At 52.5% G+C, this 1,033-nt stretch carries 1 protein-coding gene; it reads right to left on the bottom strand.

All coding sequences use genetic code 11. The features are described 5' to 3' along the window. Positions 1-5: 5 nt before the first annotated feature. On the bottom strand, positions 6-956 hold the full coding sequence (locus ACLHZ1_RS20485) for an IS1595-like element ISKpn3 family transposase (protein WP_427263529.1): 951 nt from the start codon (positions 954-956) through the stop codon (positions 6-8). Between the last annotated feature and the right edge of the window lie 77 nt (positions 957-1,033).

Raw genomic sequence — 1,033 nt, 5'->3', positions numbered from 1 at the left:
CCTGATTACCCATGACCCTCAGCCAGCTTCAAGAGCCGATATGGCATCGGAGGGCTTGCCACGACTGCATGCCCCAATTCAACCAACATGCTCTTGAGGTCAAAACGATGATTAAACCGGAAGCAGTATTCCGCAAGATGCCTTGGTAAATGCTTCGCTCCGAGCGTATGGCAACTGCCCCGCAGCGAGTTTTTCACATTTCCTATCATCGTGTTTACCCAGTTGAATGCCGGATGATCCAGCCAGTCCAGGTTGCCCCCGGTGACAACACCCAGGTGCTCACAATTGGCCTCCTTGACCGCTTTGAAACAGGCCAATCCATCGGATATCACCGCGCTACCACTGGCAATATGCCGTTTTGCCCAATCAGCAACGGACTTGGTTTTGAAACCATCGACCACCGTCATCCGCATCTTGATTGGATGTCCTTCCTTGTTCAGGGCCACTGCTGCCACAAACGGCGTCTTGCCTGCCGCGCCCCGACCCCGTTTGCCACCACGGCGCTCGCCACCCCAGTAGACATCATCGAGTTGAATGATACCGCTGATGGGATGCTTGTCGTCAGACTCCTTCATCGCTTGCAGCAGCTTGTGCTTGAGCATCCAGGCGGTGTCATATTTGACGCCCAACTGGCGCTTTAGCTCCATCGCTGACAAGCCTGTTTTGGTTTGTGACAACAGGTGCATTGCCAGAAACCACTTGGTCAGTGGGAGCTTGGTGTTTGCGAAAATCGTGTTTCCAGTCAATGACATCTGGTGACGGCAGTGATTGCATTGCCACACACGTGGCCGCCTTCTCAGGCGACAACAGGTCTTGTTGGCACATTCAGGGCAGACAAAGCCGTTAGGAAAACGCCAAGTGAACAGCGCGTTTTCGCACTGAGCCTCAGTGCCATAGTCCTTGAGAAACTCAAACAGGCTGTAGCCTTTCTGGAATTGGATTTTGCTTTTGGCCATGATCTCGCACCTCGATAACTGTACGTAAGATCAGTATAGTTCGTGGTAACTGACTGCTAATCATGGGTAATCAGGTT

The organism is Aeromonas sobria (assembly GCF_050266975.1).
Classification (GTDB): Bacteria; Pseudomonadota; Gammaproteobacteria; order Enterobacterales; family Aeromonadaceae; genus Aeromonas; species Aeromonas sobria_B.
The sequence above is the reverse complement of the archived record's forward strand: the minus strand, read 5'-3'. Positions and strand labels throughout refer to the sequence as shown.

What these genes read in the sequence shown, in the direction of transcription:
- ACLHZ1_RS20485 (WP_427263529.1), bottom strand. Translation starts at nt 956, where the DNA reads ATGGCCAAAAGCAAAATCCAATTCCAGAAAGGCTACAGCCTGTTTGAG.